Origin of the sequence: Jiangella anatolica (assembly GCF_003236295.1) — a bacterium.
Lineage (GTDB): Bacteria > Actinomycetota > Actinomycetes > Jiangellales > Jiangellaceae > Jiangella > Jiangella anatolica.
On sequence record NZ_POTW01000034.1, the window covers coordinates 32,891 to 57,929 of the forward strand.

Annotated in this window: 28 protein-coding genes, 3 tRNA genes and 1 pseudogene; 12 read left to right on the top strand and 20 right to left on the bottom strand. The window is 72.5% G+C overall.

Going from position 1 to position 25,039, the window contains the following annotated elements; all coding sequences use genetic code 11:
- Positions 1 to 63 precede the first annotated feature (63 nt).
- Together C1I92_RS15640 and C1I92_RS15645 are read left to right on the top strand one after the other, a co-directional pair.
- A tRNA-Glu gene (locus C1I92_RS15640) sits at positions 64 to 136 on the top strand.
- 45 nt (positions 137 to 181) lie between these two features.
- Positions 182 to 259, top strand: a tRNA-Asp gene (locus C1I92_RS15645).
- A gap of 39 nt (positions 260 to 298) precedes the next feature.
- Here C1I92_RS15645 and C1I92_RS15650 read toward each other — a convergent pair.
- The 10 genes from C1I92_RS15650 to C1I92_RS15695 form a co-directional block, all read right to left on the bottom strand.
- Complete coding sequence (locus C1I92_RS15650; protein ID WP_111255582.1) at positions 299 to 1,534, bottom strand: phosphopentomutase; 1,236 nt, start codon at positions 1,532 to 1,534, stop codon at positions 299 to 301.
- A complete protein-coding gene (locus C1I92_RS15655) occupies positions 1,531 to 2,700 on the bottom strand; it encodes an alanine racemase (protein WP_111255583.1) in 1,170 nt (389 codons plus the stop codon). Before C1I92_RS15655 ends, C1I92_RS15650 begins: the two co-directional genes overlap by 4 nt.
- Positions 2,700 to 3,809, bottom strand: a complete 1,110-nt coding sequence (locus tag C1I92_RS15660) for an aminotransferase class V-fold PLP-dependent enzyme (RefSeq protein ID WP_111255584.1) — start codon at positions 3,807 to 3,809, stop codon at positions 2,700 to 2,702. Before C1I92_RS15660 ends, C1I92_RS15655 begins: the two co-directional genes overlap by 1 nt.
- Complete coding sequence (locus tag C1I92_RS15665) at positions 3,806 to 4,714, bottom strand: phosphotriesterase family protein (protein WP_111255585.1); 909 nt, start codon at positions 4,712 to 4,714, stop codon at positions 3,806 to 3,808. Before C1I92_RS15665 ends, C1I92_RS15660 begins: the two co-directional genes overlap by 4 nt.
- Positions 4,714 to 6,105, bottom strand: coding sequence for a YhfT family protein (locus C1I92_RS15670; protein ID WP_111255586.1), 1,392 nt, complete (start codon positions 6,103 to 6,105; stop codon positions 4,714 to 4,716). The genes C1I92_RS15665 and C1I92_RS15670 overlap by 1 nt, the downstream gene beginning before the upstream one ends.
- Positions 6,102 to 6,470 (bottom strand): DUF2620 family protein, encoded by a 369-nt coding sequence (locus C1I92_RS15675; RefSeq protein ID WP_111255587.1) that lies wholly within the window; start codon positions 6,468 to 6,470, stop codon positions 6,102 to 6,104. The genes C1I92_RS15670 and C1I92_RS15675 overlap by 4 nt, the downstream gene beginning before the upstream one ends.
- Positions 6,467 to 6,847 carry a transcriptional antiterminator gene (locus C1I92_RS15680; RefSeq protein WP_111255588.1) on the bottom strand — a complete coding sequence of 127 codons (381 nt, stop codon included), beginning with the start codon at positions 6,845 to 6,847 and terminating at the stop codon, positions 6,467 to 6,469. Before C1I92_RS15680 ends, C1I92_RS15675 begins: the two co-directional genes overlap by 4 nt.
- Before the next feature lie 21 nt (positions 6,848 to 6,868).
- Positions 6,869 to 7,783, bottom strand: a complete 915-nt coding sequence (yhfZ, locus tag C1I92_RS15685; RefSeq protein ID WP_111255589.1) for a GntR family transcriptional regulator YhfZ — start codon at positions 7,781 to 7,783, stop codon at positions 6,869 to 6,871.
- Between the two features lie 264 nt (positions 7,784 to 8,047).
- On the bottom strand, positions 8,048 to 9,394 hold the full coding sequence (locus C1I92_RS15690; protein WP_111255590.1) for an MFS transporter: 1,347 nt from the start codon (positions 9,392 to 9,394) through the stop codon (positions 8,048 to 8,050).
- Positions 9,395 to 9,479: 85 nt separating this feature from the next.
- Positions 9,480 to 9,878 carry a VOC family protein gene (locus C1I92_RS15695; RefSeq protein WP_111255591.1) on the bottom strand — a complete coding sequence of 133 codons (399 nt, stop codon included), beginning with the start codon at positions 9,876 to 9,878 and terminating at the stop codon, positions 9,480 to 9,482.
- 215 nt (positions 9,879 to 10,093) lie between these two features.
- On the opposite strand from C1I92_RS15695, the gene C1I92_RS15700 reads away from it, so the two are divergent.
- Together C1I92_RS15700 and C1I92_RS15705 are read left to right on the top strand one after the other, a co-directional pair.
- A complete protein-coding gene (locus tag C1I92_RS15700) occupies positions 10,094 to 10,717 on the top strand; it encodes a TetR/AcrR family transcriptional regulator (RefSeq protein WP_233507021.1) in 624 nt (207 codons plus the stop codon).
- A gap of 46 nt (positions 10,718 to 10,763) precedes the next feature.
- Positions 10,764 to 11,249 carry a Fur family transcriptional regulator gene (locus C1I92_RS15705; RefSeq protein WP_199521273.1) on the top strand — a complete coding sequence of 162 codons (486 nt, stop codon included), beginning with the start codon at positions 10,764 to 10,766 and terminating at the stop codon, positions 11,247 to 11,249.
- On the opposite strand, the gene C1I92_RS15710 is transcribed toward C1I92_RS15705, so the two are convergent.
- Genes C1I92_RS15710 through C1I92_RS15725 form a run of 4 tightly spaced genes read right to left on the bottom strand, consistent with a single transcriptional unit; the run spans position 11,250 to position 14,972 of the window.
- The gene (locus C1I92_RS15710) at positions 11,250 to 12,005 is read right to left on the bottom strand and encodes an endonuclease/exonuclease/phosphatase family protein (protein WP_158564145.1); all 756 of its coding nucleotides are present in this window, start codon (positions 12,003 to 12,005) and stop codon (positions 11,250 to 11,252) included.
- A 16-nt stretch (positions 12,006 to 12,021) separates the two neighbouring features.
- Positions 12,022 to 12,798: a DUF72 domain-containing protein gene (locus C1I92_RS15715; RefSeq protein ID WP_111255594.1), complete on the bottom strand. Its 777-nt coding sequence runs from the start codon at positions 12,796 to 12,798 to the stop codon at positions 12,022 to 12,024.
- 39 nt (positions 12,799 to 12,837) lie between these two features.
- Positions 12,838 to 14,199 carry an FtsX-like permease family protein gene (locus tag C1I92_RS15720; protein WP_111255595.1) on the bottom strand — a complete coding sequence of 454 codons (1,362 nt, stop codon included), beginning with the start codon at positions 14,197 to 14,199 and terminating at the stop codon, positions 12,838 to 12,840.
- A gap of 2 nt (positions 14,200 to 14,201) precedes the next feature.
- A complete protein-coding gene (locus tag C1I92_RS15725; protein WP_111255596.1) occupies positions 14,202 to 14,972 on the bottom strand; it encodes an ABC transporter ATP-binding protein in 771 nt (256 codons plus the stop codon).
- Between the two features lie 134 nt (positions 14,973 to 15,106).
- Here C1I92_RS15725 and C1I92_RS15730 point away from each other — a divergent pair, with 134 nt between their 5' ends.
- From C1I92_RS15730 to C1I92_RS15760, 7 genes are all read left to right on the top strand, one after another.
- Positions 15,107 to 15,673 (top strand): hypothetical protein, encoded by a 567-nt coding sequence (locus tag C1I92_RS15730; protein WP_146605155.1) that lies wholly within the window; start codon positions 15,107 to 15,109, stop codon positions 15,671 to 15,673.
- A gap of 88 nt (positions 15,674 to 15,761) precedes the next feature.
- A complete protein-coding gene (locus C1I92_RS15735; protein WP_111255598.1) occupies positions 15,762 to 16,499 on the top strand; it encodes a YcnI family copper-binding membrane protein in 738 nt (245 codons plus the stop codon).
- Positions 16,492 to 17,136: a copper resistance CopC family protein gene (locus tag C1I92_RS15740; protein ID WP_158564146.1), complete on the top strand. Its 645-nt coding sequence runs from the start codon at positions 16,492 to 16,494 to the stop codon at positions 17,134 to 17,136. The genes C1I92_RS15735 and C1I92_RS15740 overlap by 8 nt, the downstream gene beginning before the upstream one ends.
- Positions 17,136 to 19,142, top strand: a complete 2,007-nt coding sequence (locus C1I92_RS15745; protein WP_111255600.1) for a bifunctional copper resistance protein CopD/cytochrome c oxidase assembly protein — start codon at positions 17,136 to 17,138, stop codon at positions 19,140 to 19,142. Before C1I92_RS15740 ends, C1I92_RS15745 begins: the two co-directional genes overlap by 1 nt.
- A 63-nt stretch (positions 19,143 to 19,205) precedes the next feature.
- A tRNA-Phe gene (locus tag C1I92_RS15750) sits at positions 19,206 to 19,278 on the top strand.
- A 179-nt stretch (positions 19,279 to 19,457) separates the two neighbouring features.
- Positions 19,458 to 19,799 (top strand): VOC family protein, encoded by a 342-nt coding sequence (locus C1I92_RS15755; protein ID WP_111255601.1) that lies wholly within the window; start codon positions 19,458 to 19,460, stop codon positions 19,797 to 19,799.
- Positions 19,800 to 19,950: 151 nt separating this feature from the next.
- Positions 19,951 to 20,517 (top strand): DUF3558 family protein, encoded by a 567-nt coding sequence (locus C1I92_RS15760; protein WP_158564147.1) that lies wholly within the window; start codon positions 19,951 to 19,953, stop codon positions 20,515 to 20,517.
- A gap of 93 nt (positions 20,518 to 20,610) precedes the next feature.
- Here the strand turns inward: C1I92_RS15760 and C1I92_RS15765 are convergent, their stop codons facing one another.
- The 4 genes from C1I92_RS15765 to C1I92_RS15780 form a co-directional block, all read right to left on the bottom strand.
- Positions 20,611 to 20,793: a hypothetical protein gene (locus C1I92_RS15765; protein ID WP_111255603.1), complete on the bottom strand. Its 183-nt coding sequence runs from the start codon at positions 20,791 to 20,793 to the stop codon at positions 20,611 to 20,613.
- A 28-nt stretch (positions 20,794 to 20,821) separates the two neighbouring features.
- Entirely contained in the window at positions 20,822 to 21,274 is a 453-nt protein-coding gene (locus C1I92_RS15770; protein ID WP_111255604.1) for a hypothetical protein, read from the bottom strand.
- Entirely contained in the window at positions 21,267 to 22,181 is a 915-nt protein-coding gene (locus C1I92_RS15775; protein ID WP_111255605.1) for an alpha/beta fold hydrolase, read from the bottom strand. Before C1I92_RS15775 ends, C1I92_RS15770 begins: the two co-directional genes overlap by 8 nt.
- 88 nt (positions 22,182 to 22,269) lie before the next feature.
- Complete coding sequence (locus C1I92_RS15780) at positions 22,270 to 22,812, bottom strand: DMP19 family protein (protein WP_158564148.1); 543 nt, start codon at positions 22,810 to 22,812, stop codon at positions 22,270 to 22,272.
- 127 nt (positions 22,813 to 22,939) lie between these two features.
- Between C1I92_RS15780 and C1I92_RS35620 the strand changes: the two are divergent.
- Positions 22,940 to 23,181: pseudogene (locus tag C1I92_RS35620) on the top strand (aldo/keto reductase); the annotation flags it as partial.
- A 479-nt stretch (positions 23,182 to 23,660) separates the two neighbouring features.
- Here the strand turns inward: C1I92_RS35620 and C1I92_RS15790 are convergent.
- Both C1I92_RS15790 and C1I92_RS15795 read right to left on the bottom strand, forming a co-directional pair.
- Positions 23,661 to 23,882 (bottom strand): BldC family transcriptional regulator, encoded by a 222-nt coding sequence (locus C1I92_RS15790; RefSeq protein ID WP_026874431.1) that lies wholly within the window; start codon positions 23,880 to 23,882, stop codon positions 23,661 to 23,663.
- A 192-nt stretch (positions 23,883 to 24,074) separates the two neighbouring features.
- On the bottom strand, positions 24,075 to 25,039 hold a 965-nt coding region (locus tag C1I92_RS15795; protein ID WP_233507023.1), incomplete at its 5' end, for an MFS transporter.

Here is a 25,039-nt window from a genome sequence, read left to right on the forward strand (position 1 = left end):
CGTCCACCCTATGCTTTCAACGTCCCGAACGGCGACGAGCCATGGGCCATGTCGTCAGATCTGGTCCCCATCGTCTAGCGGCCTAGGACTCCGCCCTTTCAAGGCGGCAACGCGGGTTCGAATCCCGTTGGGGATGCGGTACCCGTTCCGACGGTCGCCGGGCACGGAAGTACGAACGCAAGGTCCTGTGGAGCAGCTCGGAGTGCTCGCCGCCCTGTCAAGGCGGAGGTCGCGGGTTCAAGTCCCGTCAGGACCGCCAGCAACACCCACAGCTCAGAGGTCATCCTCTGAGCTGTTTTCATGTCCGGAGCCCGATTCCGGAGCCCGATCGTGCGCAGCTGGTCGGCCCCTCTGGGAGGCCCAGCCAGCGGGCGACCGAGGCGCCGACGTCCGCCAAGGAGGCGAGGTCCGGGCCACGGCGCGTCGATGGGGCGCCGCCCGTTCCGGCCAGTACGGGGACGAGTTCGCGGGTGTGGAACGGGTGACCGATGGACGGGTCGTTACCGTGGTCGCCGGTGACGACCAGCAGGTCGTCCGGGCCGAGCCGGGCGGCGATGCCGGGCAGCGCGCGGTCGACGGTCTCCAGCAGGGAGGCGAACGCGGCCGGGTCCTGCGAGTGGCCGGCCAGATCGGTCTGCTGGACGTTCGCGACGACCAGCCCGGTCCCCGCGGCGGAGGCGACGTCGGCGAGGACGGCTGCCGTGTCGACACCGGGACGCCGGTCGGCCGGGGCGGACGTCACCAGCAGGTCCGCGGCCTTGCCGATCAGCACGACGCGGTGACCGGCGCGGGCCGCCACCTCATGCAGCTGCGAGGCATGGTCGACCGGCGCGCCGAGGTGCTGCACCCGCAGCCCGCCGTTGCGGTAGAACCCGCTGGCCGGCGTGTCCAGGCCGACCGTCCCGTCCGGACCTGGGCGGACGGCGTCGGCCAGCGGCCGGTCCGACCGGCCGCCGACGGCGATGACACGGGCGACCGGCGCCACCGAGCGGACGACCTGCGCGATCGCCAGGATCGCGGCGAAGTCCAGGTCGTCCAGCCGGGCCGAGACGTTCCAGTTCAGGCCGGGGTCGGCCTCCAGGTTGTCGTGCACGAGCGCGAAGCCGTCGACGACCAGCACGGGCAGATCGGCCAGCGTCGAGACGAGGTGCCCGGCGACCCGCAGCGCCGCAGCGACCACGTCGAGACGGTCGGCCAGCCGGCACAACACGACGTGCGACATGTCGGCGCCCATGAGCGTCTGGTGGCCGGCGAACGAGTCCGCGCCGGGATAGCCGAGCCCGGCCAGGGCGCCAGAGGCCCGCACCAGCGGAACGGGCGCGGCCAGAACGTCACCGAGATCCGGCCGGACCGCCGTCAGACCCAGACCAGCCAGGTGCGGCACTGCCAGCGGCCGGCCCCGTGACCGCGAGGTCCAGGCGGCGACGGAGCCGACGGTGTCAGCCGCGGCGTCCGCGGCCCGCACCAGAGCAGCGTCCGGCATCGCCCCGGCCCCGAAGCCGTCGAGGACGAGGACGGTCGCCGACCGGCTCATGCGACCCGGCCGCCCAGCGCGTCGAACACGCCGTCCAGCCGCGGCCGCCCGGACCCGATCCCCGAGACGACGGCGACCCGGGAACGCGTCACGAAGATCTGCGTCCGGAACGCCATGACGGCCGTGTCGCCGACCCGCGCGCCGCCACCGTCGCCGAGCCAGTCGAACCGCCGGTAGTAGTCGATGCTCCCGGCCGGGGTGTCCCGCAGCGTCGCCCGGCGCACCCCGCCGGCCGTGGCCACGACCAGGTCGCGAGCCCGGCCGCGGCTGTAGAAGCCGCCGCCGAACACGCTCGGCGCCGAGCCGAGCTGTGCGATCTCGGAGACGTACACGAGCGCCGGACGCTCGGTCAGCCCGGCATCGACGGCGTGCTCGGGCGTCGTGCCGGTGAGTGAATGGCCCGGCTCGCCGACCGTGCCGCCGAGCGCCGCGATCTGCGGGATCGTGCTGACGCTCGTGTGGCTGGGCAGCGACAGGACGGGATCGAGGCCCGCCGCGCGCAGGGTCGCCGCGGCGGCGAGCACCCGCTCCAGCGTGCCGGTGGGCCGCGGCCGGCCGGCGGCGGTGTCGAAGCTCAGGCACGGGAACCCGGTCGCGCCGGCGATGCGGACGCCGCCCAGTTCGGCGGCGAACGCCAGCACGCCGGCGACGTCGGAGACCTCGAAACCGCCGTCCTGGCCGGGGAACGTCGACTCGGCCGCGCCGCGGATCTTCAGCAGCACCGGCTGGACGCGACCGCGCCCGCCGGCCGAAGCGGCCGCCGCGACCGCGGCCAGGTTCTGCTCGTCCGCCACCGTCACGTATGCGGGCCCCGCGGCGAGCAACCGCGGGAGCCGGCGAGCGGGCACCTGCACCAGATGGCCCAGGTTGCCCAGCCGGGCGCCGGCCCCCAGCAGCGCGCCGGCCTCGCGGTGGTCGATCGCCGCGGCCAGCGGCAGGTGCTGCGCCACGGTGGCCGTGACGAGGGGATTGCGGCCGTACTGCTTCGCGACGAACCACAGCTCGACGCCGTGCCGCCCGCCGGCCGCCGCCAGCGCGGCCGCGTTGTGGTCCACCGCGTCGAGGTCGATCACGTAGGTGTCCGGCTCGACGGCGCCGGAGCGGTGCAGGTCGATCGCGGCCTCGACGAGCGCCGGGTTGCGCCGCTCGGTCATCGCCAGGAACATCAACGATCCCCTTCGGCCAGCGCCGACCGCAGGATCCGCACGGTCAGCTCGGCACCGGCCCGCATCGGGTTCACCCGGATCGCCCAGTCCGCCAGCTCCGGCTGCGCGGCCAGCGTCGACGACGACAGCCGGTAGACCAGCGGAGTGATCTCGTGCCGCGAGTTGGAGCCGACGGGGAACGGCGCGGCGCCGTGCCGCGCGGCCCACTCCGGCACCCGCGCCGCCACCGGCCGGTCCAGCAGCGCGATCACGCAGAGGTCCTGCGCATTCGCCACCCGCAGGTCGACGACACCCGGCACGGCGCCGCCGGCCAGCAGTTCGGCCAGCTCCGTCACCGCGCGGGCCTGCGCTGCCCAGTTCAGCGGGACCATCACCAGCGCCTGCAACGCCGCCAGCGCCTGGGCGCCCTGGACCTGGCCGCCGCCGGAGTAGTTCGCCACCCGCGCCCGCCCCACCACGTCCGCGGAACCGACGACCACCCCGACGCCCTCCGGCCCGTGCAGCTTGAACAGCGAGAACGCCGAGACGGTGGCGCCGTGCTGCACGCCGATCCGCGGGGTCCGGAACACCGCGTAGTTGTCGTCGACGACGACGCCGTGGCCGGCGGCGACCGCCCGCGCGATCACGGCGGCGGGCTGGTGCCGGTCGCCCAGCCGTTGCCGCGAGTGCTGCACGTAGACCCAGCGCGCCGGGTCGCCGGCCAGCGTCGCGTCGAGGGCGGCGTCGTCGTCGAAGTCGACCCGGGCCACCTCGACGCCGCCATCGCGGAACGTCGTCGCCGTCGTCGCGTAGTCCGGCGCGTCGTGGGCGATGACGCGCCGTTCGCCCCGCGCCCACGGGCCGGCCGACAGCGCGGCCCGGATGGCGCCGGTACCCGCGCCCTGGACCAGGCAGGCGTCGTCGGCGCCGAACGCCTCGGCCAGGGACGCCTCGGCACGCGCCGTCGTGTCCGGCCGGCCGAGTCCCGGGACGACCCCGACGTCGGCGCGGAACAGCGCGCCGTCGGTGAAGTGCGCCGCGATCGCGCCGACCAGCCGCTGCTGCATCCCCAGCGCGTCCTCGGCGGTCGCGATCGGCAGCGGCGTCGTCTCGGGCAGCGAGGGGCTCATGGTGTCTCCGTTCCGTCCAGCCAGCGCAGCGGGTTCGCCCGGTAGAGCAGGTCGAGCGTCGGCGGGTCGACGCCGCGGGTGGCGAGCTCGGCGCGGAACGGGCCGAGCACGTGGCCGAAGCCCGGCCCGCCGCGGCTGGTCAGGTAGGCGTCGCGTGAGATGTCGTTGCTGAGCAGGACGTGCCGCGCGTACCCCGCCGCCAGCAGCGCGAGCAGCAGCTCGATCCGCTTCTCGTCCGGCTGGTAGGACGCCTTGCCGACGGTGTCGAAGGCGACGTACGCGCCGGCGGCGGCGATGGCCTGGTGCTGACGCTGGTCGTCGATGAGGTCCTGGTGGCCGATGCAGATCCGGTGCGGCGGCAGCCCAGCCGACGTCAGCAGGTCGAGCTGCTCCAACGCACCCCGTCCGAGGTGGGCGTGGGTGGCCACGGACAGCCCGGTGGCCAGCGCGGCGCCGGCCGACGCGAGCAGCCCGACCCGCTCCGCAGGACTGGCCGAGCCGCTGCTGCCGATCTCGCCGATCACGCCGGGACGGACCTCCGAGCCGATGTCGTCCACCAGCAGCTCGGTGGCCCGCACGACGGAGTCGCCGGGCTCGCCGCCCGGGTGGAACCGCTCGTAGTACCAGCCGGTCGCGACGACGACCTCGACGCCGGCCCGCTCGGCGATCGCGCGGGCCCGGGCCCGGTCGCCGCCCATGCCGCGGCCGGTCAGGTCGACCACGAGGCCCAGCCCGTGCTCGGTCCGGGCCGCGGCCAGCTCGGCCGCCACCGCGGCGTCGTCGCTCACCCGCGCCTCGGGGTCGCCGAACCGGGTGAGGTCGACGACCAGGTGCTCGTGCGCGAGGACCGTGCCGGGCACGTCCGCCGGCACGAGCACCCGGCCGCTGGCGGTCCGGATCGGCATCAGCCCGCCACCGGCTGGACGAGGTCGACGAGGTGCAGCAGGTTGAGCGCGATGCCGCCGACGATGACCGCCGCCGGACCGGCCGCCATCCGCACCACCGGCCGTCCCATCGCCTCGTTGATCAGGTACAGCCCGCCGACCAGCGCGATGCCGAGACCGCCGCCCATCGCCAGGCCGGCCATCAGCGAGCCGACCAGGATCGCCAGCGTGAGCGACTCCGTGATCGCGTGCCTGATGTGGTCGGCCGACTCGCGCACGCTCGGCCAGTGCTGCAGCCACCGCCCGACGGCGCTGAGCAGCAGCACCTCGACCGACATCACCAGCGCGCCGAGCACGAACGCGACCGCGAGCGCCAGCGGCCAGGCGTCGATGAACAGGTGCGACAGGTAGCCGATCGGGTACACGAAGGTGAACCCGGCCATCGCGTACGCGCCGGAGGCCAGCGCCGTCGTCGCGATCAGCGGCACGAAGCCGAACGCCCGCAGGAAGTCGACCTGCGCGGCCTCGCCGTAGGTGCCGTCGGCGACGAGGAAGCTGGTCGCCTCGCCGCCGCCGAAGATGCCGCTGGCCGCCAGCGCCGCGACCAGCCCGCCGAGCACGCCCAGCGGGATCACGTTGCGGCGCAGCCGGTCCGCGTTCGGCCCGAACAGCTGGTCCGACGCCGCGGCAGCCGCGGCCCGCTGCTCGGCCAGCACGACGCGGTCGGTCTCGGAGGCGCCGGCCAGAACCAGTTGCTCGGCCCGCCGGGCGGACCGGTCCTGGGTGAGCGCGAATCCGAGCAGCATGACCACACCCACTGCCATCGCCAGCGAGCCGGGGAACAGCGTCTCCCAGACGTTCATCGACAGCAGCACGACGGCGAGCTCGGCGCCGAACGTGATCAGGCCCTTCGCCCGGCCGAACTGGCGAGTGATCGCCAGCACCGGGAACAGCGTGAACAGCCAGAGGATCGGGGTGGAGATCTGCTGGAGCGCGGTGACGAAGTCGATCGGCAGCGACGTCGCCGCGTCGTTGGCGGCATTGAGGCCGAAGACGCAGATCGCGCCCCACGCCGCGCCGCCCGCCGCCGCGAGCCACCGCCACGGCGCGACCAGGCCGATGATCTCCACCGGCAGGAACACCAGCCACGGGTTGAGGACGCCGGTGGACAGCGCCATCGGCGCGCCGAGGCCGAAGATGAACCCGGCCGACAGCCCGGTGACGATCGTCGCGGTGGCCAGCCGGGTGGACCGGCCCTGGATGTAGTCGAGCAGGAACGGCCGGGCGCCGTCGTTGAAGACGGCGAGGGCGGCGTTCGCGATCAGCGCCGCGAACGCGCACATCACGATGACCAGCGCGCCTTGCCACGTTTCGAACGAGACCGACGCGGTGTCGGTGGCGGCGAGGATCATGCGTCCGCCCCCCGCCGTCTGCCGTCCAGCTCCGCCCACAGCGCCGGCACGACCTCCTGGACCTGATCCAGGGCGAAGCCGAACGCGACGTTGCCCTCGTCGACCGCGGCCTTGATCGCGGCGGCGGACGGGATCGTGCGGCCGAACGTGTGGGTCCGGTCCGAGCCGAGCAGGCCGACGAGCACGCCGAGGCTGGCGCCGGCGCCGGTGTGGCAGGTGCCCATGTAGTAGTCCGCCTGGCCGGCGCGCAGCTGGACGGCGGCGTCCATGTCGGTGCCCACGATGACGGTGTCACCGGGACTGAGCAGTGGTCGCAACACCTCCGCGACCTCGGTCTTCGCAACTCCACCAGCGATGATCTTCATCGGTTCTCCTTGGTTGCGGTCAGCGCGAGGGCGCCGAGATGGAGGCTGAGGTACTGCTGCTCGACGGCGGACAGCGCGACGCCGAGGGTGGACTCGGCCCGTTCGGACAGCCGGGCCGCCGCGACGACCGCGTCCGGCGCCTCGTCGACGACCTGCCGATAGACGACGTCGGCCGGCGGCTCGATGTCCGGCTCGCCGCGCAGCAGCCGGCCGAGCGCGGCGACGAGGTGCGAGGTCAGCGAGCCCGCGGTCTCGTCGGTGACGTCGTGGTCCGGCTCGAGCCGCTCGAGCTCGCTCGTCACGAAGTCGACGACGCCCGGCGGGGTCTGCGCCATCGCGCGGAACGTGTCCAGGCGCAGGCGAAGTCGGTCGTCCATGCGTGACTCCGTCCGTGGGGTTCAGTAGGTGGGGATGCGCCGCCCGGCGACGACGTCGTCCGCCGCCGTCCGTACCAGGTCGTCCACGAGCGCGGCCTTGACCGCCGTCGGCACCGCGTCGGCGTCCCGGCGCGCGACGATGACGGCCGACGTGGTGGCGTCGTCCGCCAGCCCTTCGACCGGATGGACGGTCACCGGGCTGGAGATGTGGGTGTCGATCTCGTCCAGGTTCCACACGGTCGCGTCGACGAGACCGTCGGCGAAGTGCCTGTTCAACTGGTTGTACGAGACCTCGATGCGCTGCTGCTGGGGCAGACCGGGGAACACGGCCGCCGTCAGCTCCGCCTGGTCGACCGACGCCGGGTCGACGGCGACCCGCAGCCCCGCGTCGTCCGGCGCCCTCCCCTCGGCGACGACGAGCCCGTGCGCGCCGACGTAGGAATGCGGGCCGAAGTCGCGCACGATGTCCAGCTCGGGATCGGACTGGGCGGCGAACCGCGACATGACGGCGTAGTCGGCCCGCTCCTCCCGCAGCGCGCGCATGCGGTCGGTGGAGCCGCGGACGAACATCAGCGTCAGCGGGACGCCGGCCCGCTGGAACGACGCGTGCATGCCCGTCGCGAGGCCCTCGTAGCGGCGTGAGTACGGCAGCGGCATGGCGACCGAGATCGACCGGCCGCCCGCGAACTCCCAGATCAACCCGTGGTCGATCGCCGCGACGAAGGTGCCGAGCTTGCCGCGCGGCCGGATCTCGACCGCACCGGCCTCCTCCAGCAGGCCCAGTGCCGCCTGGACCGTGCCCTTGCCGACCTGGTACCGCTCGCTGAGCTCCTGCACGGTCGCCATGCGGTCGCCCGCGGACGCCGTGGAGAGCTCAACGGCCAGCAGGTGGGCGACGGCTCCGGCCTTCGACATGAGCATCTGGAGGCGCGACATGCCGGGGATACTATCCAGAATTCCGGATATTGGCCAGAACTGATTTCTGGTGCTGCTGGGTTGCGGTTGCGCGCCGCGTCGGCGGAGGTGGAGGCCCCGAGTCTGCGGGTGCGGACCCCCCGCTCGCGGCCGCCCGCAAGATCAAACCGCTACGCGAGCGGACCTGCGGGACGACCCACATGCGACGGCCACCTGGCCGGCGCCAGAACCCGGGCCGACGTCGTCGACCCGGCGGCAGCACTCGCGAGGAGTCGGCGCTCCCGGTCAGGCCGGGTCGAGGACGGGCGCGACGCGGTCAGGGTCCGGCTCGGCGCCTTCGTCGCGGAGCGGGTGGGCGATCTCGTCGGCCGGGAGCCTGGCCCAGACGATCGCCACGACGGCGACCACCACCGGGACCACCCCGGCGATCACGAACGTCGGGCGCAGCCCGATGACCTCGGAGATCGGGCCGGCCAGCGCCATCGACACCGGCATCAGCGAGATCGAGACGAAGAAGTCGAGGCTGGCGACGCGGCCCAGCAGCGCCGGCGGCACCCGCCGCTGCAGCAGCGTGCCCCAGATGACCATCGGCGCGGAGAACAACGCACCGAGCAGGAACGCCGACACGATGACCACCCAGATCGCGCCGGCGAAGCCGATGACCACCATCGGCAGGCAGCCGACGCCCCAGAGCAGGTTCATCCAGGTGAGGTAGCGGCGCGGCATCCGCATCGACGCCATGATCAGCGAGCCGACGGCGCCGCCGATGCCGAACGCGCCGAGCACCCACGCATGGTCGCCGGGGCCGCCGCCGAGCCGGTCCTTGATGATGAACGGCACCAGCACCTCGAGCGGGCCCATCAGGACCAGGATCATCAGGCTGGCGAACAGCAGCGTGGCCAGCAGCCACGGCGTTCGCCACATGTAGGCCAGGCCCTCGCGCATGTCGGCCAGCGCGGTGCGGACGGGGTGCGCGACGGCCTCGGCGGGGAGCTCGCGGCGGACCGCCGTCTTCGGGACCGTGGTCAGCGCGAGCAGGCCGAGCGCCGCGGCGCCGGCGGCCACCAGCACCGCCGAACCGGGGTTGGCCATGCCGACGACGGCGCCGGCGACGGCCGGGCCCAGCGCCTGACCGACCGTCGGCCGGACCATGCCCTCGAAGCCGTTCACCGCCATCAGGTCCGACTCGGGCACCAGCGCCGGCAGCCACGCCGAGTACGCCGGGTAGTAGAACGCCATGCCGACGCCGGTGACGAACGCGACGACGGCCAGGTGCCACAGCCGGGTGACGTCGGTCAGCGAGAGCGCGGCGACCAGCGCCATGCCGCCCAGCTCGACACAGGCGACGCAGATCAGGATGGTCTTCTGCGGGACCCGGTCGGCGACGACGCCGGCCAGCAGAGCCGGCAGCATGACGCCGACGGCTGACGCCGTGGAGACGACGGAGAGCTGGCCCGGCCCGCCACCGATGCGGATGACCTCCCACACCTGCGCCACGATCCAGACGCCGGACGCGAACGTCGACAGCACCAGGGCCACCGCCAGGCGACGGTAGGCCGGGGTGCGGAACGGCGTCAGCGCGCGCGGCAGCTGCCGGCCGGCGGCGTCGGCGACGGATTGCGTGTCGGTCATCGGGTGCTCCTCCGCGAACGATTGTGCCGATACCGACTGACAAAGTCGCCCGGATTCATCGCCGCCGGGCCGCGCCCCGGTGCGCTCAGGAGAAGTCGGCGTTCGGGTCCATCCAGACCAGCTCCCAGTGGTGACCGTCGGGGTCGAGGAAGCTGCGGCCGTACATGAATCCCTCGTCGAACGGGTCCTTGGCCTTCTGGCCGCCGGCCGCCAGGGCCTTGTCGGCCACCTCGTCGACCTCCTCACGGCTGGCCACGGTGACCGCGAGGATCGCCTCGGTCCCCGACGTCGAGACGCCGTTGGCGACCGACTCGGCGAAGAAGTCCTCGACCAGCGCCATCACGTAGATCGAGTCGCTGACGGCGACGCATACGGCCTGCTCGTTGGAGAAGTCCTGCTGGAGCTCGAAACCGAGCGCCGTGTAGAAGGCCGTCGCCCGGGAGAGATCCGTGGTGCGCACGTTGACGAAGAGCTTGCGGGACATGGGTCACTCACCTTCCTGATCTGTGTCCGCCGGTCAACTGTTTCCGGCTGAGGACAACTGTGTCCCACAGATACTGTTTCCGCAAGACTCAATTTTGGTAGAGTTCCGGAGACAGATGTGGAGGGCACCCGGTGACCGGTTCGGATACGACAGCGGATGGCACGATCCAGCTGCTCTGGGGGCTGCGAGAGGGGCCCACTCGTGGACCGAAGCCGGTGCTCAGCCTCGAGCGCATCGCCCAGGCGGCGGTCGACCTCGCCGACGCCGAAGGGCTCGCGGCGGTCTCGATGCAGCGGGTCGCGGCCGACCTCGACTTCACCAAGATGTCGCTCTACCGGTATGTCACCGGCAAGGACGAGCTGGTCGCGGCCATGATCGACCTCGCCGTCGGTGAGCCGCCGGCGTTTGGCGACCTGCCCGGGACGTCGTGGCGGCCGCGCATCGAGGCGTGGGTGCGGCTGCTCGGGCAGACGTGGGAGGCGCACCCCTGGCTGCCCTGGGTCACCATGGGCGACCGCGTCATGGGCCCCAACGAGACCGGCTGGACGGAGCTCTCGGCGGCCGTGCTCGCGGAGACCGGACTGACCGGACCCGAGCGCATGAGCCTCGCCCGCATGCTGGGCGGCCACGTCCGCGCCACCATGTCGGTGGCGACGGCCGGCACCCAGCCGTGGGTCAACGGGCATCAGGCGGCGCTGCTGCGCGAGCACGCCGACCGCTACCCGACGCTGCACGCCCTGCTCGACGGCGAGGCGCCGCCGCCGGACAACGGCCGTGACTTCGGCCTGCGCCTCATCCTCGACGGCGTCGAGCGCCTCATCGCCGAGCGCACGACCTGACCCACAAGCAGTGGCGATTCCCGGTGCCAGCAGTGACACTGGACGAGTGAAAGCCGATGTCAGCGCCCGCCCCGGCCACTCCCACGAGCATGCCGACGACGTCCGCACCGTCGAACGGGCCCTGGACCGCCTGCGCGCCCGCGGGCATCGCATCACCGGCGCCCGGCACGCGGTGATCGAGGCGCTCGCGACGGTCGACGGCCACCCGAGCGCGGAGCAGCTGTCCGAGCAGGTCCGCGAGCTGCACCCGACGGTGCACCGCGCCACCGTCTACCGCACGCTCGAGACGCTGGCCACGCTCGGCGTCGTCACGCAGGTGCACGTCGGCGGCAGTGCCACCACCTACCACCTGGCCGCCGAGGCGACCGGGCACGACGACCACCTGCACGCCAGCTGCCGGGTCTGCGGCCGTATCATCGACCTCCCCAGCGACCTGCTCGACCCGATCAAGCGGCGGCTGGCCGACGAGAGCGACTTCCAGCTCGACCCGCCGCACATCGCGCTGTCGGGCACCTGCCGGCGCTGCCAGTAGTCAGCTCAGCCGCAGCGTCGCTCGGACCGGCCAATGGTCCGACGGCAGCCGGCCGCCGGGCCGCTCGCGCACGACCGCGGCGTCCTCGATCGTCCAGTGCGGGCTGACGAGGATGTGGTCGATGCGCCGCCCGGCCGCCGTCCCGGTGAACCCGTGCATCGTCCCGCCGGTCACCGGCACCGGCGCGAACCCGGCCTCCAGCAAAGGCCCCATGACGTCGCGGGCGCCCTGCACGGCGTTGAAGTCGCCCATGACGACGGCGGGGACCGACGGGTCCAGCCAGCCGGCCAGCTGCCGGGCCGACGCCACCCGATTGGCCGCGTGCCGCTCGTCGAGATGGGTGTTGACGACGGTGAACTCGCGCGCCGTGCGCCCGTCGCGGCAGCGCAGCACCGTCGCGACCCGTGGGAACGACGCCTCCGGCAGCCGGGTCCCTGGGATGTCCGGGGTCTCGCCGTACCAGCGGGTGTGCTGTTCCACGACGGTGACGAAGCCGCCGGCGACGACGACCGGGCACTGCTCGCCGGACCGGCCGCCGTTGCGACCCGCGCCGAACCAGCTGGTGCCAGGGAGCCGCCGGGCGAGGTAGCGGCGCTGGAACTCGTAAACCTCCTGCAGCCCCAGCACGTCGGCGCCGAGCGAGCCGATCGCCGCCGCCGTCGCGCCGCGCCGGAACCACCACGAGCTGAGCCAGTCGAACGCGCGACCGTTGCGGATGTTGAACGTCGCGAACCGCAGCACCCCACCCGAGTCCACGGCGGCAGCGTAGCGGTCAGGAAGGGCCCGCGGAGGCGAACGACGGGGTGCGGGTGGGCCTCCGCCCGGCCCGTTCGAGCGCGCCGGCGAACCGGGCCGCGTCGCGCACCGCGGCGCCGTCCGGATCGTTGTTGAAGTAGACGTAGACGTCCTCGTCGTCGGCCCACGTGTCCGCGAGCCGGTCGGCCCAGCTGCGCAGCGCCTGGCCGCCGTACTTCGGCCACGGATGCGCGGCGCCCTCGTGCAGGCGGAGGTATCCCCAGCCGGTCGTCCGCCACAACGGGGCGACCGGCCGGCCGCGCCGATCGGCCCAGCAGAGCGCGGCGCCGCGGTGCTCCAGCACCGCCCGGACCTCGTCGGTCCACCACGACTCGTGCCGCGGCTCGACCGCCACCCGCACGTCGCGCGGGAACAGCGACAGGCAGCGGTCCAGCCGGTCCGGCGCGGCCTTCAGGTTCGGCGGCAGCTGGATCAGCACCGGCCCCAGCTGGCCGCCGAGCCCGGCGGCGACGTCGAGGAACCGGCGCACCGGCTCCTCCGGGTCGCGCAGCCGCCGGATGTGCGTCAGGTACCGGCTGGCCTTCATCGCCATGACGACGTCGTCGGGCAGCCGCTCCCGCCACGACTCGACCGTCTCGCGCCGCGGCAGCCGGTAGAACGCGCCGTTGTTCTCGACGGTCGCGAACTCCTCGGCGTACCGCTCCAGCCAGCGCCGTTGCGCCAGCCCGGCCGGGTAGAGCACGCCGCGCCAGGAGTCGTACTGCCAGCCCGACGTGCCCACGCGCACCACCATGTCGGATCAGTGCCCATTCCTGGCCGGTTCGAACGTCCGTCACACCGCGACGGCCTGCACCGCGGGCACCCGGATCGCCTTGCGGGCCGCGCCGAGGCACGACGCCAAGGTGAGGACGGCGGCGGTCGTGACGATGCCGAGGTAGATGCCGATCGTGGTGTCCGGCAACAGCTCGCCGGTCCGCGCCAGGCTGTACGGGAACACCGTCACGATCGAGCCGACCGAGCCGAACAGCACCCCGGCCGCCGCCAGGACGGCGCCCTCCATGCCGACCATGCCCAGCACCTGGGGCGGCGTCGACCCGACCAGCCGCTGCTGGCCGAACTCGCGGCGCCGGTGCGTGGTGGCCGCGACCAGCGTGTTGATCACCAGGATCGCCGCGAACACCGACAGCATCCCGACCACGACGAAGTTCAGCGTCTCGATCGCCTGCGCCTCGTCCGGCGGGATCGACGTGCCGGCCGCCGGCGGCGCCGCGTTCTCGATGCTCTGCATGTAGAGCGTGCCGGTGGCGACGCCGGTGAACAGGATGATCGGCATCAGCGCGCCGGCCATGTGCTGCGTCCGGCGGCGCACGTTCTCCACCGCGAGGTAGCCGCTGACGCCGCCGAACAGGCGCAGCGGACCGGCCAGGACCGCCGTCACGGCCCGCACCAGCACCGGCGCGAACAGCGCCAGCCCGATGGAGAACCAGATCGAGGCCTGCCCGGCGGTCTGCATCGCGTCGATGCCCTTGTCCTCGAACAGCGCGACGGTGAGGATCGCGCAGTTCAGGCCGATCGCGAGGAACGCGATGGCGGCGATGGTGCGCTTGCGGGTCATCCGCGCCTCGTCCAGTGTGACGGCGGTCAGCGCCTCCTTGGCGCGCATCCGGGTCGCGCGGCGGGCGGTGACGATCGCGCCGCCGACCGCGGCCAGGAACGTCACGCCGATCCCGATGGACAGCGCCGCCGCGCCGAACGCGTAGGAGATCCCCTCCGCCACCTGGCCGGTGTTCTGCAACGTGTCCAGCAGCAGCCGTCCGGCGCCGAGCGCGGGCAGGATCGCCAGCGCCGCCGCCGCGACGGCGACCAGCGCCGCCTCGCCGACGATCATCCGGCCGACCTGGAACGGCGTCGCGCCGATGCTCTTCAGCAGCGCCAGCTCACCGGCCCGCTGCCGCACCGACAGTGTCATCGTCGAGAGCACCGCGAACAGCACGATCACCAGACCCCAGCCGCCGACGACCAGCGCCATCGTGACCAGCGTCTCCTCGCTGACGGAGTCGACGCCGGGGCCGGCGGCGGTGTCGAGCAGCGCCGCGAACGACATCACGACGACCGCGCCGAGGAACATCGACAGGAAGCTCGCGACGAACCCGCCGGTACGGTGCCGCAGCGAGCGGACGGCCAGCCCGAACATCGTCACTCACCCACTGCCGGGCGCAGGGCGGCCGCGTCGCCGAGGTGGGTCATCCGCTCGGCGACGGCCTCGGCCGTCGGGCGGTCCAGCGAGCCGGCGATGCGGCCGTCGGCCAGGAAGATCACCGAGTCGGCGTACGACGCCGCCACGGGGTCGTGCGTCACCATGACGACCGTCTGGCCGTACTCGCGCACCGCCTCGGCCAGGAGCGTCAGCACATTGCGAGCGCTGCGGCTGTCCAGCGCGCCGGTGGGCTCGTCGGCGAAGATCGCGCTCGGGTTCGTGACCAGCGCCCGGGCGATCGCGACGCGCTGCTGCTGCCCGCCGGACAGCTCGGTCGGACGGTGGTTCGTCCGGTCGCCGAGCCCGACGCGCTCCAGGATCTCCAGCGCGCGCTTGCGGTCGGCCCGCTTGCCGGCCAGCCGCAGCGGCAGCGTCACGTTCTGCAGGACGGTGAGCGTCGGCAGCAGGTTGAACTGCTGGAAGATGAAGCCGATGCGCTGGCGGCGGAACTTCGTCAGCTGGGTCTCGCTGCCGCCGGTCAGCTCCGCGCCGTCGATGAACACCCGGCCGTCGGTCGGCTGGTCCAGGCCGGCGGCGCACTGCAGGAACGTGCTCTTGCCGGAGCCGGACGGCCCCATGATCGCCGTGAACGTGCCGGCGGCCAGGCTGACGGACACGTCGTCCAGCGCCCGGACCGGGTTCTCGCCGGTGCCGTAGGTCTTGCTGACCTGCACCAGCCGAAGCGCCTCGGCCGACCTCGTGATGTCCATGCTCTTCTCCTTCTCGTCAACGTCTCTCCAGCAACCTAGGGATCCGGCCCGGCCGAGCACGATGGAGCAGACTCCCCAGCCGGGGTGGGGCTAGCCCCCGGAGTCCGTCTTGACCGGCTCGGTACAGTGACGGCGTGCCAGGTCTCGGACGCGGACGAGCGCGCGTAGCGCGCGGCCTGGTCATGTCCGCGGCCTGTCTGGCGCTGCCCACGTTGGCGCACGTGGCCGCCGGCGGCGACGTCTCGACGCATCCCGGCTTCGTCCTGGTGGCGTTGCTGTTGTGCGTCGCCTGCGTCGCGCTGGCCGACCGGCGCCGCTCGGTGGCCGAGATCGCGGCGATACTGGTCTTCACCCAGCCCGTGCTGCACGTCCTGCTGACGCTGGACGGCCACCACGGCGGCTCGTCCGCCGACGTCGGGTCCGCGGTCCCGTCCGCCGAGATGGCCCTGGCGCACCTGCTGTCCGCCGTCGCGCTGACGGTGCTGCTGGCCGGCGCCGAGAACGTCGCCTGGTCGCTGGCCGCGCTGTCGGCGACGGTGCTGCTCACGCGGGTGCGCGAGCTGCTCGCGTCGCCGATCGTGGGAGCGCCGCGCCTGCTCGGCGGCGGCGACGGGGTGCGGGTGGCGGCCGCGCCGCGCAGCGTCCTGCTGGTCCGGTCGACACCGTGGAGAGGCCCGCCGGCTCTGCCGGTTCTGGGCTGATCGCAGATCGACGGGGACGTGGCGCCGGGTGAGTCCGGTGTCGCGTGGCTCCCGTATCTCTCCACGACTGAGACAAAGGACGCATTCCATGAAGATCCGTACCCTCGCCCGGGCCGGCCTGGCCGCCGGCGGCGCCGTCGCGCTCGGGGTCGTGCTCGCGGCCGGCGCCGCGGCGCACGTCACCATCCGGCCCGACGTCGACACCGCCGGCTCCTACGCCAAGATCACCGTCCGGGTGCCGAACGAGTCCGACACCGCGGGCACCATCCAGGTCCGGCTCGACCTGCCCGCCGACACCCCGATCCCGTCGGTCCGGGTGCAGCCGCATGCCGGCTGGACCGCGGAGCTCACCATGACCACGTTCCCGGAGCCGGTGCAGGTCGGCGACCGGACCCTCGAGGAGGCGGTCACGTCCGTCACCTGGACCGCCGACGCCGGCGTCCGGATCGGCCCGGGTGAGTTCGACGAGTTCGCCATCTCCGTCGGCCCGCTCCCCGAGGCCGGCACCTACTTCCTTCCGGCCACCCAGACCTACGACGACGGCGAGGTCGTCGAGTGGGCGGAGGAGACGGTCGAGGGCGAGGAGGAGCCGGAGCACCCGGCGCCGGTGCTCGAGGTCGTCGAGGCGCCCGAGGGTGCGGACGGCCACGGCGGCGGCGCGCCGACGGCGGAGAACGTGTCCGACGAGGACTCCGACTCCGCCGCGACCTCCGACGAGGGTTCGTCGTCGGACGATCTCGCCCGCGGCGTCGGCATCGGCGGGCTGGTCGTCGGCGCGGCCGGCGTGGGCATCGGCGCGGCGGCGCTGCGGCGGCGTCGTGCGTAGGCTCCGTCACCTGATCGGGGTCGCGGCGCTGGCCGCGGCCCCGGTCGCCGGGCTGTCCCTCGCCGCCGCCCCGGCCGCCGTCGCGCACGACCAGTTGGTCGGCAGCACGCCGGAGGAGGGCGGCACCGTCAGCACGCCGCTCACGTCGGTCGAGCTCGTCTTCAGCGCCGCGATCCCGGGCGAGTTCGTCCAGGTCGGCGTCACCGACGCCGCCGGGACCACGCACCAGGACGGCGCGCCACAGACCGTCGGCGACACCGTCACCCAGGCCGTCCGGCAGCTGCCGGACGGCGAGTACACGATCGCCTACCGCGTGGTCTCCTCCGACGGACATCCGATCGACGGGACGGTCGCGTTCACCGTGGCCGGCGTGGGCCCCGCCGAACCGGCCGACTCCCCGTCGTCCGAGCCGGCGCCGTCGTCCGAGCCGGCGCCGTCGTCCGAGCCGCCGACACCGGCCGAGACGTCGTCGGAGCAGACCACGCCGGCCGCCGAGTCGTCCGCCGACGACGGCGGCGGGCTGGGCTCGACGGCGACCGTCCTGCTGATCGCCGGCGGCGCCGTCGTCGTCGCCGTGCTCGCGTTCGTGGCGGCCGGTGGCTGGCGGCGCGGCCCGACCGAGGACACTGACAGCTGATGAACACCTCGACTCCGGCCGTCGACGTCGTACCGCCCACCCGCCAATGGGGTCCGGCGGCGGCCGGGGTCGCCCTGGTCACGCTGGTCGTGGCGCTCCTGCTCGGCGGCGGCACGACGCCGGGCATCCCCGGCCTCGGCGACCCCGGCGCCGTCACCCAATGGGGGCTGCCGGTCGCCCGGGCCGTGCTCGACGGCGCCGGCGCGGTCACCGTCGGGCTGCTCGGCCTGGCGGTCGTGCTGCCGACGCGCAAGGGCCAGCTCGGTAGCGACGCGCTGCACGCGCTGCGGGCGGCGTCGCTGTCGGCGCTGGTGCTCGCCGTCGCCGCGGCCGTCGTCCACCTGCTGACGCTGTCCGACCTGGTCGGGCGGCCGCTGCCGGACGCGCTGGCCGGCGACTCGTTCGTCTCCTACACGTCGACGGTCGAGCAGGGGCGCGCGTACGCGGCGATGGTGGTGCTGGCGCTGGCGCTCGTCCCGGCGGCGCGGCTGACGCTCGGCCAGGGCGGCGCGATCGCGCTCCTCTGCCTCGGCGTCGCGGCGCTGGTCCCGCTCAGCCTCATCGGGCACTCGTCGTCCGGCGACTACCACCACTCGGCGCGGGTGTCCCTCCTCGTGCACCTGATCGGCATGGCGGTGTGGGTCGGCGGGCTGATCGCGGTGTCCTGGTACGCCGGACGGCGCGGGCGGGAGCTGCCACGGGTGGCGCGCGCCTTCTCCGCCGTCGCGCTGGGCTGCTTCGTCATGGTGGCGGCCAGCGGCGTGCTGAACGCGTGGGTGCGGCTGGCGTCGCTGTCAGAGGTGTTCACGTCGTCGTACGGGCTGATCCTGCTGGCGAAGGTGGTGGCGCTGGTCGCGCTGGGCTGGCTCGGCTGGCGGCACCGGACCCGCACCCTGCCGCAGCTGGACGCCGGCCGTCCGGGCGCGTTCCGGCGGCTGGCGATCGGCGAGATCGTCATCATGGCCGCCGCCATCGGCCTGGCCGTCGCGCTCAGCCGCACCGAGCCGCCCGGTCCGACGATCCCGGAGGTCCGCACCGTGGTGCGGGAGCTGATCGGATTCCCGGTCCCGCCGGAGCTCAGCCCGGGCCGCATCGTCACCGAGTACTACCCGGACGCGATGTTCGCGCTCGGCGTCCTCGCCGCCCTGCTGCTCTACCTCGGCGGCGTCTGGCGGCTGCGTCGCCGCGGCGACTCCTGGCCCGTCGGGCGGACCATCGCCTGGCTGGCGGGCCTGGCCACCGTCGCGTTCGTCGGGCTGTCCGGCCTGCAGACCTACGGCATGGTGATGCTGTCGGTGCACATGGTCCAGCACATGATCCTCATGATGGTGAGCCCGATCCTGCTGGTCCTCGGCGGTCCGATCACGCTCGCCCTGCGCGCGCTGAAGCCGGCCCGGCGCGGCCAGCTCGGCCCCCGCGAGGCCATCACGGCCGCCGTCAACAGCCCGGTCGCCCAGGTGCTGACGCACCCGCTGGTGGCGCTGGCGCTGTTCGTGTCCGGCTCGTTCACGGTGTACTTCACCGGCCTGTTCGAGTCGGCGATGCGGTCGCACACCGGCCACATGCTGATGAGCGCCCACTTCCTCGTCGTCGGGTACCTGTTCTTCGAGATGCTCATCGGCATCGACCCGCTGCCCAAGCGACCGCCGTTCCCCGCCCGCGTCGTGCTGCAGCTGCTGGCGATGTCCTTCCACGCCGTCTTCGGACTGGCCCTCATGGAGTCGTCGCGCCTCATCGCCGGCGACTACTACCGCGAGATCGCCGTCGAGATGCCATGGCTGCCCGACCCGCTGGACGACCAGATCCTGGCCGGGCAGATCACGTGGGGCTTCGGCGAGGTGCCCGGGCTGCTGGTCATCGGCGTGCTTTTCGTCCAGTGGTACCGCTCCGACGAACGCGAGGCGCGCCGCTTCGACCGTCGCGAAGGCGAGGACGAGGCCGAGCGCGAGGCCTACAACGCCTACCTCGCCGAGCTCGACGAGCGGTCCCGCCGCGAGAAGACCTGAGCGCCGGCGGAGGCGATTTCGCCCGGCGCGGAGGTGTCGGCTAAACTCGTCCCGCCAACGCAAGGACAGGTAGCTCAGTTGGAAGAGCGTCCGCCTGAAAAGCGGAAGGTCGGCGGATCGAACCCGCCCCTGTCCACCCCTTCACCAGCGAGGATGTCTCCCGCTGGTTGACCGTGAGAGACCGGATCCGACCGGGGATCGCGGTTCGAAGGTGCACGTATGGTGCGCGACGGGTCCCCCTGCCACCGATGAGTCTTCGTCGCCCGCGTGGTCTGCCGTCTGTCGAGGTTCGATCTCACAGAAGGATGACGTGACATGCCGCTGGACCTGTTCGCCGGGATCTACGTCCGTGACTATGCCGCCGTGCAGTCTTGGTATGTGCGGCTTCTCGGTTCCGAGCCGGCCTTCCTTGCTACCGAGACTGAAGCCGTGTGGCAGCTTGCCGAGCACCGCTGGCTCTACATCAAGGAGAACGGCGAGCACGGCGGGCACGCCGTACTTGCGATCATGGTCGACGACCTGGACGCCCAGGTCGCGCAGATCGCCGAACGTGGCATCGAGCCCGCGGCCTGGGAGGAGTATGGGCAGGACACCCGCAAGGCGGTCTATCACGACCCCGAAGGCAACGAGGTCGGCTTCGGCGTGATCCCGAACTGACCAGCGCGGCGGGCCCGGACGGCAGCTTCTCGCCGGGCGCGTACGTGTGGGTCAAGATCGCCGCACGCAGGGCGTTCGCTACCTGGATGTCCGACGCGGGGCCGCAACCCGAGGTCATGCCCGCGGTCACCCTCCCGTAGGGTCCTGGTCCGTGAAGCAGAGTCTCAAGAGGACCCTCGTCCTCCTTCCGATCTCCCTTCTCCTGCTCGCCGCTTGCGGAGACGACGACGGCGGAACAGGCAGCGACGACAGCGCATCGCCCCAGGCGCCGGCATCCGAGGCCGCGCCGAGCGACGACGCCGGCAGCGACGACGACTCGGCGGGCGCGCTCGACCAGAGCACCGACCTGTGCAGCCTGGTGAGCGAGGAGACGCTCGCGGCGTCCGACCTGACCGCGGCCGACGGGTCGCAGCGGGACCGGGCCGGCCTGCCGGCCTGCGTGTGGGACAGCCTCGATCGGACGATCGCCGTCGCGGTCGACTTCGCCTACGCCCTCGGCCCGATCGAAGAGGGTGGCATGGAGGTCGAGGAGATCAACGGGCGCCCCGTCCAGGTCGCCTACGACTCCGAGATGACCTGCTTCTACAGCTTCACCGTCGACGACCAGACCAAGGTGGACGTCATCGTCGAGGACCTCGGCGACCCCACGGTGACTCCAGGTGAGCCGTGCGACGCCGGGCGCGCCGCGCTCGACGACGTCATGGAGAAGACGGGCTGACGCGTGCGGCCGGGCCGACAGGACGAGGCTGTCCGCCGCGTGATGGGCGGATCTCGGCGCTCGCTCATGGCGACTCCGTCGTGTCGGCCGGCCTCACATCCCTCGATCGCGACGCCACAGCAGGCAGGCCATCCCGACCGCGAGCGCCACGATCGCGCCGATCACCGCGTCCAGCGTCTCGTCACCCCGGCCGTGCGCGCGAAGCCACGGAATCACGCCCGCGCTCGCGATGCCGATGCCGATGCAGCTGAATCCGAACCAGCGCAACCAGTACATCGATCCTCCCCGATCCCAGGCACAGCGGTCAGCCGCTGCGGGGCCGCTTCCTCCGGCTGCGCCACCACAGCGGCAGGGCGCCGGGCTCGTCCCGCGCCGCGGGTGGGACGGCGATCCGCGGGCGGTTGAACAGCACGACGCCGGCCGTGATCGCCAGCATCGCCACGAAGCCGGCGCCGAGCCAGACGGTGAGCCGGCCGGCCGCCCGGCTCGCGGACCCGGACAGAGCGTCCTCGAGCAGACTCGCCACGAGGCCGAGCTGCAACAACGCCAGCGCGGCGACGCACCCCGGTAGCGAACGGATGTCTGCGGTGCCCAGCGCGTTGCCGAACCGCGCCCACCGCCGCCCGGGCTTCGTCGTGGTCCGCCGGTCGGGCCGCTCGCGCCACATCTTGATCGTCAGGACGAGCCCGAACACCACCAGCGGCGTGAGCAGGACGGTCACCACCAGCGCGCCCACATCGACGCCGCCGTCACTCATCGGTCGCACCGTCCTCGGTGGCGACCCGTGCACCGGCCAGGAAGTCGAGCAGGGCGCGGGCCAGCTCCTCCGGGGCCTCCTCGGCCACGTGGTGGCCGGAGTCGACGGTGCCGGCCCGGACGTCGCCGGCCCAGGGACGCCAGACGGCGAGTGCGTCGCCGTACAGCGACTCCATGTCGTCGCGAGACGACCAGAGGACAAGGACGGGGCAGTCGATGCGCCGGCCGGCCGCGCGGTCGGCGTCGTCATGAGCGCGGTCGACGCCAAGGCCGGCGCGGTAGTCCTCGAGCATGGCGCGCACGGTCGCCGGGTCGTGGATCGCGCGGTGGAAGTCGGCGAAGTTGGCGGTGCCCATCCGCTCGGGCGTGTTGGCACCGCCGGCGACCCCGACGTCGTACCAGGCGTCCGGGTCGGCGCCGATCGCTCGCTCCGGACGCTCCGGCTGGGCGAAGAAGAACCAGTGGTACCAGGCCTGAGCGAACCGCGCGTCGCAGCGGGCGAGGGCCTCGCCGATGGGCACGCAGTCGAGCACGGCGAGTGCCGTGACCACATCCGGGTGATCCAGCGCGAGCCGGTAGGCGACGTAGCTCCCGCGGTCGTGGCCCACGACGGCGAATCGGTCGTGTCCGAGCGCCCGCATGAGCTCGACGCCGTCGGCGGCCATGGCCCGCTTCGACTGCTGCACGTGGTCTGGCTGCGGCGGCGGGGCCGTGGACTCGCCGTAGCCGCGGAGGTCCGGGCAGACGACGGTATGCCGCTCGGCCAGCAGCGGCGCTACCCGATGCCACGTGGTGTGCGTGCGCGGATGGCCGTGCAGCAGCAGCACCGGCGGGCCGCTGCCGCCGTGACGGACCCGCAGCTCCGCCTCACTCGTGCGCACCGGCTCCAGCCGGAAGCCGTCGAACATGGCAGGTACTTAGCCACCAGGCATCCCCGGCAAACAGGGAGCCGGCGAAGGCCGGGCTCTGCGCCCGTCGTGGCCGCCTTCATCGCCGCTATCGTCGCCGCCGTCGCCATGGTCGTCGCCGAACGCTGGCGTGGGCGCTCGCCGAGTCCGCTTCCGAGCTGAAGAAGGCCGTCCAATGCGCGGCGACGAACGCGTCGATCCGCTCGTCCGCGGGCTCGTCGGCCTCGAGGCCGTACAGCCGGGAGTCGAGCTCGTTGAGAATCCGGCCTTCGGGATCTTCCAGCTCCATACCGCCCAGAATGCGTTCGCGCTCGTCGATGTCCGTCGGATACGGATCGCCGATGGTCCGGCAGGCGGCGTGGATCAGCGCCGCCCAGGCCGGGCCGAGCACGTGGGCGCCCGCCATCGCGTCCAAGGCGTGGTCGCCACCCGAGTATCGGAAGTACACATCGAAGCCCCCGCTGTTGACCTCGGTGCGGAGCAGGTTGAGCGCCAGCACCGTCCGCTGCTCAGGAGTCATGTGCTCGACCGCACCATGGTCGGATATGACCGCTCTCCACAGGTGGTCGAAGACGTACCACCCGGCGCCGGTCCGGTCGGGCGGCGCCGACTGTCGTAGGTCGCGGCTCATGCCACCATCCTGCCCAACCCCTCGGACACCAGCTCGACGTGGGGTGCGACGGCTGGGCAGGCCCGAGGTCCCCGAGGACCTGCGTGCTCCTTGACTTCGAGCGCGCTCGAAGTCGTTGCGTCGCGCCATGCACTATCGGCCCCTCGGCGGCACCGGCATCGACGTCAGCCCCTACTGCCTTGGCCCCATGATGTTCGGCGCGGCCGGCAACCCGATCACGACAGCGCCCGCATCATCGACGCCGAGTTGGACCGCGGGATCAACTTCGTCGACACCGCGGACATGTACTCGGCCGGGGAGTCCGAGGAGATCGCCGGGGACCGACGCCTACCACCCCGACGGCGCATGGACGCCGGTCTCGCTGTCCGACCCGGCCCGCAGGCGCCGTCCGATCGGGAACGCAACGTCGCCTGAACTGTGACGGCCGGGCGCGAGAACAGCATTGCCACGTCACAAGGGCGACCGCGCGGCCCGCGGAGAATTGAACGCCGGACTCTCGCACACATAGGCCGAATGGCCATCAGAAGAATGATGTTCGAGAAAAGAAAGCAACCGTCGAAAGTTGCGGACACGGGCGGCATCGGGAAACCCGCCGCCCGTGTCGACGCCTGGCGGCTCCTGCGATGCGACGGTACGCCCACACCCCACCCGGGGCTGACTCCATCGCACTCGCGACGCCGACCCGATCTCGTGTGATCCTGAGCAACAGGTCACACGACTTCTAGTTACGCGTTACCGCGCAGCCCCCGCCACAGGCCTGGCCCGCCGCCTACGGGCCCAGCCTTGACTTCCCCGTTGCACCGCCCCCGCTCGGCAAGTCGAGCGTATGGTGGGACGATTCTCACCCCTTAGAGCTCGCCGACTTCGACGCGCTCCACTGCGGACCCTTGCCCGTTGAGCAGCGCACGCACCTCGGACTCGCGGTACCGCCGGTGGCCACCGAGCGTCCGGATCGACGTGAGCTTGCCGGCCTTGGCCCACCGGGTCACCGTCTTCGGATCCACCCGGAACATGGCCGCCACCTCGGCAGGAGTGAGGAGGGGCTCGGCGTCTTGTGTCCTGGTCGCCATCGTCACCTCCTTAGATCCCATAGCGGGAGGTTTCCCGCCACACCGGATATTCCACCTTGTCGACCCCCAGGAACGACACCGACCGTACGGCTCGACCGAAGCCAGCCATTCGGCTGATGTCCACCCAGGGTGTCTCTAGCCTACGTAAGGTTCACGTAAGCCGCGAACCGACCCAAGTCGTGCGGGCCGGCCTCAGCCGGCATCGGAGATCGTCCGAGTGCCGGCACCACCCACCTCTGCTTCTCGCCTCGTTCGTCCGCGCTTGACTGCGAGACACAGCAGTGCCCCACATGCCACCGCGGCGACCGGAACGATCAACGTCGGCTTCATTGCATCAACATAGCCCTGTATGAACACATCGTGGGCCATTTCGGCGATCTTTCCCGCGACTTCTTCAGAAACTCCCGGTGGTAGTGCCATGTCAATTCCGTCCTGCGCCGCGCTGACCTGCAGTCCTCCCTCCGCGGCACCGGCGAAGCCGTCGATGAACGGCTGGCGCGCCTCGGGTGGCAAAGCGGTTGCGGCGGCAACGGCCTCGGAATGCAACCGGCTGGCGAGCAGTCCCTGCAGGACCGCTCCGACCACCGCGCTGCCCACGACCTGACCCAGTTGCCGGTTGGTGTTCAGCACCCCGGACGCCGCACCGGCGACCCGGCCGGGCACGTCGCGCATGGCGACGGTGTTCATCGGGGCGAAGATGCACCCCAGGCCGACACCGGCGACCAGGAGCGACGGCAGGAAGTGCCACCACTGCGCCGAGTCGGTCGCCACGAGGGCGAAGGACAGGATGCCGATCCCGTACAGCGTCAACCCCGCCATCAGGATGTACTTGCCGCCGACGCGGTCGGTGAACCGGCCGGCGAACGGCGCGATGACCATGGACACGACCGACATCGGCGCGAGCGTCAGCCCGGCCTCCAGCGCGGTGTGCCCGAGCACGGTCTGCAGATAGATCGTGATCGGCAGGAACGTGCCGACCATCCCGATCGCCACCAGCCCGGCCACCCCGTTCATCACCGAGTAGTTGCGGTCCTGGAAGAGCCCGAACGGGATCAGCGGCTCGCGGTCCTGCCGCAGCGCCTGCGACACGAGGAAGACGGCCAGCAGCACGCCGCCGGCGATCAGCAGCAGCGGGATCGACACGAACTCCCACACCC

Bases quoted from the DNA above. Each gene is read 5' to 3' on its own strand.
- C1I92_RS15655 (WP_111255583.1), bottom strand. From the start codon at position 2,700: ATGTTCCTGGCGATGACCGAGCGGCGCAACCCGGCGCTCGTCGAGGCC.
- C1I92_RS15650 (WP_111255582.1), bottom strand. From the start codon at position 1,534: ATGAGCCGGTCGGCGACCGTCCTCGTCCTCGACGGCTTCGGGGCCGGG.
- C1I92_RS15775 (WP_111255605.1), bottom strand. From the start codon at position 22,181: ATGTTCGACGGCTTCCGGCTGGAGCCGGTGCGCACGAGTGAGGCGGAG.
- C1I92_RS15695 (WP_111255591.1), bottom strand. From the start codon at position 9,878: ATGTCCCGCAAGCTCTTCGTCAACGTGCGCACCACGGATCTCTCCCGG.
- C1I92_RS15755 (WP_111255601.1), top strand. From the start codon at position 19,458: ATGCCGCTGGACCTGTTCGCCGGGATCTACGTCCGTGACTATGCCGCC.
- yhfZ (WP_111255589.1), bottom strand. From the start codon at position 7,783: ATGTCGCGCCTCCAGATGCTCATGTCGAAGGCCGGAGCCGTCGCCCAC.
- C1I92_RS15765 (WP_111255603.1), bottom strand. From the start codon at position 20,793: ATGTACTGGTTGCGCTGGTTCGGATTCAGCTGCATCGGCATCGGCATC.
- C1I92_RS15720 (WP_111255595.1), bottom strand. From the start codon at position 14,199: ATGTTCGGGCTGGCCGTCCGCTCGCTGCGGCACCGTACCGGCGGGTTC.
- C1I92_RS15690 (WP_111255590.1), bottom strand. From the start codon at position 9,394: ATGACCGACACGCAATCCGTCGCCGACGCCGCCGGCCGGCAGCTGCCG.
- C1I92_RS15715 (WP_111255594.1), bottom strand. From the start codon at position 12,798: ATGGTGGTGCGCGTGGGCACGTCGGGCTGGCAGTACGACTCCTGGCGC.
- C1I92_RS15745 (WP_111255600.1), top strand. From the start codon at position 17,136: ATGAACACCTCGACTCCGGCCGTCGACGTCGTACCGCCCACCCGCCAA.
- C1I92_RS15780 (WP_158564148.1), bottom strand. From the start codon at position 22,812: ATGAGCCGCGACCTACGACAGTCGGCGCCGCCCGACCGGACCGGCGCC.
- C1I92_RS15735 (WP_111255598.1), top strand. From the start codon at position 15,762: ATGAAGATCCGTACCCTCGCCCGGGCCGGCCTGGCCGCCGGCGGCGCC.
- C1I92_RS15665 (WP_111255585.1), bottom strand. From the start codon at position 4,714: ATGCCGATCCGGACCGCCAGCGGCCGGGTGCTCGTGCCGGCGGACGTG.
- C1I92_RS15725 (WP_111255596.1), bottom strand. From the start codon at position 14,972: ATGGACATCACGAGGTCGGCCGAGGCGCTTCGGCTGGTGCAGGTCAGC.
- C1I92_RS15680 (WP_111255588.1), bottom strand. From the start codon at position 6,847: ATGGACGACCGACTTCGCCTGCGCCTGGACACGTTCCGCGCGATGGCG.
- C1I92_RS15675 (WP_111255587.1), bottom strand. From the start codon at position 6,470: ATGAAGATCATCGCTGGTGGAGTTGCGAAGACCGAGGTCGCGGAGGTG.
- C1I92_RS15790 (WP_026874431.1), bottom strand. From the start codon at position 23,882: ATGGCGACCAGGACACAAGACGCCGAGCCCCTCCTCACTCCTGCCGAG.
- C1I92_RS15670 (WP_111255586.1), bottom strand. From the start codon at position 6,105: ATGATCCTCGCCGCCACCGACACCGCGTCGGTCTCGTTCGAAACGTGG.
- C1I92_RS15660 (WP_111255584.1), bottom strand. From the start codon at position 3,809: ATGAGCCCCTCGCTGCCCGAGACGACGCCGCTGCCGATCGCGACCGCC.
- C1I92_RS15770 (WP_111255604.1), bottom strand. From the start codon at position 21,274: ATGAGTGACGGCGGCGTCGATGTGGGCGCGCTGGTGGTGACCGTCCTG.